The sequence below is a fragment of the Rhodopseudomonas sp. BR0C11 genome (assembly GCF_010820945.1).
Taxonomy (GTDB): Bacteria; Pseudomonadota; Alphaproteobacteria; order Rhizobiales; family Xanthobacteraceae; genus Rhodopseudomonas; species Rhodopseudomonas palustris_H.
On record NZ_QTKI01000401.1, the window covers coordinates 1 to 4343 of the forward strand.

General features: G+C 64.9%; 4 protein-coding genes. All 4 read left to right on the forward strand.

Annotated features, from left to right (window positions below; translation table 11 throughout):
* The first annotated feature begins 249 nt into the window (after positions 1-249).
* Complete coding sequence (locus DYI24_RS22085) at positions 250-1008, forward strand: SDR family NAD(P)-dependent oxidoreductase (RefSeq protein ID WP_013503496.1); 759 nt, start codon at positions 250-252, stop codon at positions 1006-1008.
* A 220-nt stretch (positions 1009-1228) separates the two neighbouring features.
* Positions 1229-2035, forward strand: a complete 807-nt coding sequence (locus tag DYI24_RS22090) for an enoyl-CoA hydratase/isomerase family protein (protein ID WP_164573855.1) — start codon at positions 1229-1231, stop codon at positions 2033-2035.
* Positions 2036-2085: 50 nt separating this feature from the next.
* Positions 2086-3960, forward strand: a complete 1875-nt coding sequence (locus tag DYI24_RS22095; protein WP_164573856.1) for an AMP-binding protein — start codon at positions 2086-2088, stop codon at positions 3958-3960.
* A 170-nt stretch (positions 3961-4130) separates the two neighbouring features.
* A partial coding sequence (locus DYI24_RS22100; protein ID WP_164573857.1) for an acyl-CoA dehydrogenase family protein occupies positions 4131-4343 on the forward strand: 213 nt, incomplete at its 3' end.

The following is a 4343-nucleotide window of genomic DNA, read 5'->3' on the forward strand; positions in this document are numbered from 1 at the left end:
GCAATCTGTCGGAACGCGAGCTCAACGAAACGCAACCCAAGGAGAGACCTCGAGCCGGATCGGTAGCGGACCAAGTCGCGACCTTTTGCCGGCCTCAACGATCGGGGAAACGCCCAAGGGGCTGTTGAAGGCCCGGACCAACAGCGCAATAACCACGCGGGACGCGTCGGCCCGACCGCTCTTAAAAGTCGGCGAGCGGTGTCGTCCGAGATCAAGCTTCAAGAAAGCGCCCAAGGAAAGGGATATCCAATGCAGTTGAAAGACGTCTCCGTTCTCATCACCGGCGGTGGTTCGGGGCTCGGCGCCGCGACCGCGCGGGCGATGGCCGCCAAGGGCGCCAAGGTTGCCGTGCTCGACATGAACAAGGACAACGCCGAGAAGGTCGCCGCCGAGATCGGTGGCGTTGCCTGCGTCGGCGACGTGTCGCAGGAAGCGCCGGTCAAGGAAGCGATCGCCAAGGCTGAAGCCGCGCACGGCATCGTCCGCGTGCTGGTGAACTGCGCCGGCATCGGCGGCGCGGTGAAGACCGTCAGCAAGAACGGCGCCTATCCGCTCGACCACTTCTCGCGCATCATCAACGTCAACCTGATCGGCAGCTTCAACTGCATCCGTCTCGTCGCCGAGCGCATGCAGAGCGCGCCGACCATCGGCGAAGAGCGCGGCGTCTGCATCAACACCGCCTCGGTGGCGGCGTTCGACGGCCAGATCGGCCAGGCTGCTTACTCCGCCTCGAAGGGCGGCATCGTCGGCATGACCCTGCCGGTGGCGCGCGATCTCGCGTCGATGAACATCCGCGTCATGACCATCGCGCCGGGCCTGTTCCTCACCCCGCTGCTGATGGGTCTGTCGGAAGACGCCCGCAAGAGCCTCGGCGCCCAGGTGCCGCATCCGGCCCGCCTCGGCGATCCGTCGGAATATGCGTCGCTCGCGGTGCAGATCGTCGAGAACCCGATGCTGAACGGCGAGACCATTCGTCTCGACGGCGCCATCCGCATGGCGCCGCGCTAAACGCGCACTTCTCACCCTTTCCGTTTCGGGAGAGGGTGAGCCTTCGATCTCCGCCGCGTGTAGTTTGTCACATAGCGACGATCTCTCGCGCGGCGGAATTCGAAGCGCAGGACTGTTTCTTTCCCTGTATTTGGGAGGGGAGCGACTATCGCCGGAACGGCGGTCCGACTAAACGTCGCAGCAGCGGCGTATAAGAACAAGAACTGACGGGAGTGATGGCGTGACCGAGGCCTTGCTGGTCGATCATCGTGACGGGGTCGATTGGGTCACGCTCAATCGGCCGGATAGCCTCAATGCTCTCGATCCCGGCCTGATCGACGCGCTCAACGACTATTTTGGCCGCCTGCAGCGCGATCGGACGACGCGCGTCGTCGTGCTGAAAGGCGCAGGCGCCAATTTCTGCGCAGGTCTCGACCTCAAACATGCAATGGCGCGCCGCGCCGGTGAGAACGCCACACCCGGCGTCACCGAGTCGCTGGATTCGCAGCGCCGGATCGCCGACATCGTGATGCTGATGCGCCGCTGCCCGCAGCCGATCATATCGCTGATCCGCGGCGCCGCGGCCGGCGGCGGCTTTGCGCTGGCGCTGGCTTCCGACGTCCGCATCGCCGGACGCAGCGCGCGGATGAACTGTGCCTTCATCAAGCTCGGCCTTGGCGGCTGCGATATCGGCACCAGCTACTTTTTGCCGCGCCTCGTTGGCGTCTCGGTGGCGTCCGAACTGATCCTCACCGGCCGCTTCATCGGCGCCGAGCGCGCGCTGATGACCGGACTCGTTTCCGAACTGGTGGAAGACGATCAGCTCGAAGCCGCGGCGCAGCCGTTCGTCGATGCGATGATGGCGGCGTCGCCGGTCGGTTTGCGACTGTCGAAGGAGTGCCTCAACATGGCGGTGGATGCCGGCTCGGTCGAGCAGGTGATCGCGATGGAGGATCGCAACCAGGTGCTGTGTTCGCGCTCGGAGGATTTCAAGGAAGGCGTCGCCGCGTTCCTCGAGAAGCGCAAGCCGGTCTACGGCAACCGCTGACCAATTCAACGTTGGCCCGGCAAGAGGCCGAGAAAACGGGAGAACACCAGATGACTGCCAGCGCAGCCGCAGTGATGACCAAGCCGCCGTTTCGCAAGGTGAACTGGCTGCCGCGCGAGATCGATGTCGATCGCCGCGAGGACGGCGTCATCGTGATGAAGTCGCGCTTCCCGCTGATGGATCACGATCCCAACCTGCCGATGGCGCTGGCGAAGTGGGCCAAGCAGCGACCGGATCATATCTGGCTGGCGCAGCGCAAGGGGCCGGACCGGCAGTGGCGCAAGGTCAGCTACGCCGAGGCCAAGCGCATCGTCGATGGTCTCACCCAGGCGTTGCTCGACCTCAAGCTGCCGGAAGGCCGGCCGCTCACGGTGCTGTCGGGCAACTCGATCGAGCACGCGCTGATCATGATGGCGGCGATGCAGGCGCGGATTCCGACCGCGCCGGTGTCGCCGGCCTATTCGCTGATGAGCCACGATCACCTCAAGCTGAAGTACCTGTTCGATCTGGTGAAGCCGGCTGCCGTGATGGTGCAGGAAGGCGCTCCCTTCACCAAGGCGCTGCACGCGCTCGATCCGAAGGACGTCCAGGTGATCCACGTCGCCAATCCGGCCGACGGCATCGCCAGCATCGCGTTCGACGACATGGTGGCGACCCCGGTGACCGACCAGGTGGCGCAGTCGATCGCGCGGATCACGCCCGACACCGTCGCCAAGTTCCTGTTCACCTCCGGCTCAACCGGAATGCCGAAGGCGGTGATCAACACCCAGCGGATGATGTGCGCCAATGCTGCGATGATGATGCAGGTGCGGCCGCGCGATCCGAACGGCCCGCCGCCGGTGCAGCTCGACTGGATGCCGTGGAATCACACCATGGGCGGCAACGCGGCGTTCAATCCGCTGTTGATCGAAGGCGGCACGCTGTACATCGACGACGGCCGCCCGGTGCCCGGCCAGATCGAAGAGACGCTGCGCAACCTGCGCGAAATTTCGCCGACTTACTACGCCAACGTGCCGGCCGGCTATGCGGCGCTGGCGAGCGCGATGGAGAAGGACGACGCGCTGTGCCGGTCGTTCTTCAAGGACATGCAGCTGATGGCCTATGGCGGCGCCCGGCTGCCCGACGATCTGTACGAGCGGATGCAGGCGCTCGCGGTGCGCGCCACAGGCCACCGGCTGGTGTTCTACACCGGCTGGGGCTCGACCGAGACCTCGCCGACCTCGACGGGTACCTATTGGGACACTGAGCGCGTCGGACTGATCGGCCTGCCGTTCCCGGGCGTCGAGCTGAAGATGCTGCCGATCGGCGACAAATACGAATTGCGGCTGCGCGGGGTCAATGTGATGCCCGGTTACTACGGCCAGCCGGATCTCACCGAGAAGGCGTTCGACGAAGAGGGCTTCTACAAGATCGGCGATGCCGGCGTGTTCGTCGATCCGAACGATCCGGTGAAGGGCATCATCTTCGCCGGCCGCGTCGCCGAAGACTTCAAGCTGATGACCGGCACCTTCGTCCATGTCAGCACCGTGCGCACCGATGCGATCGCCGCGGCCAGCCCGGTGATCCAGGACGCCTTGGTGGCGGGGCAGGACCGCGCCTATATCGGCCTGCTGGCCTGGCCGAACCTCAACGCTTGCCGGGTGATGATCGGTGATCCGAATGCGAGCTTCGAGGACGTCGTGAAGCATCCCGACGTGCTCGCGGCGCTGCGCGCCGGGCTGCAGAAGCACAACCGCGAAGTCGAAGGCGCCAGCTCGATGCGGATCGCCCGCGCGATGCTGATGGTCGAGCCGCCGTCGATCGACGGCAACGAACTCACCGACAAGGGCTACATCAACCAACGCGCCGGCCTCGAACGCCGCGCCGCCCTGGTCGAGCGGCTGTATGCCGAGCATCCGGATTCGGATGTGATGGTGCTGCAGTGAGATATTTGAGCAACCCATCGTTCGTCATTCCGGGATGCGCCGCGCAGCGGCGCAGGCCCGGAATCCATACTCCCTGCGGTGGTTATGGATTCCGGGCTCGCGCTCCGCGCGCCCCGGAATGACGAACTCTCGAAAAATCAGTTAACAACTAACAACAGCGAGACCTCGCCATGAATTTCGATTTCTCCGACGACCAGAAGCAATTGCGCGATCAGGCGCGGCGGTTTCTTGCCGAGAAGTGCTCGCCGAAGGCGGTGCGTGCCGTGCTCGAAGGCAAGGCCGACTATGACCGTGACTTGTGGAAGGGCCTCGCCGAGATGGGCTTCCTCGGCGTCGCGATTCCCGAGGAATACGGCGGGACCGTTGCGGGCCATCTCGAGCTC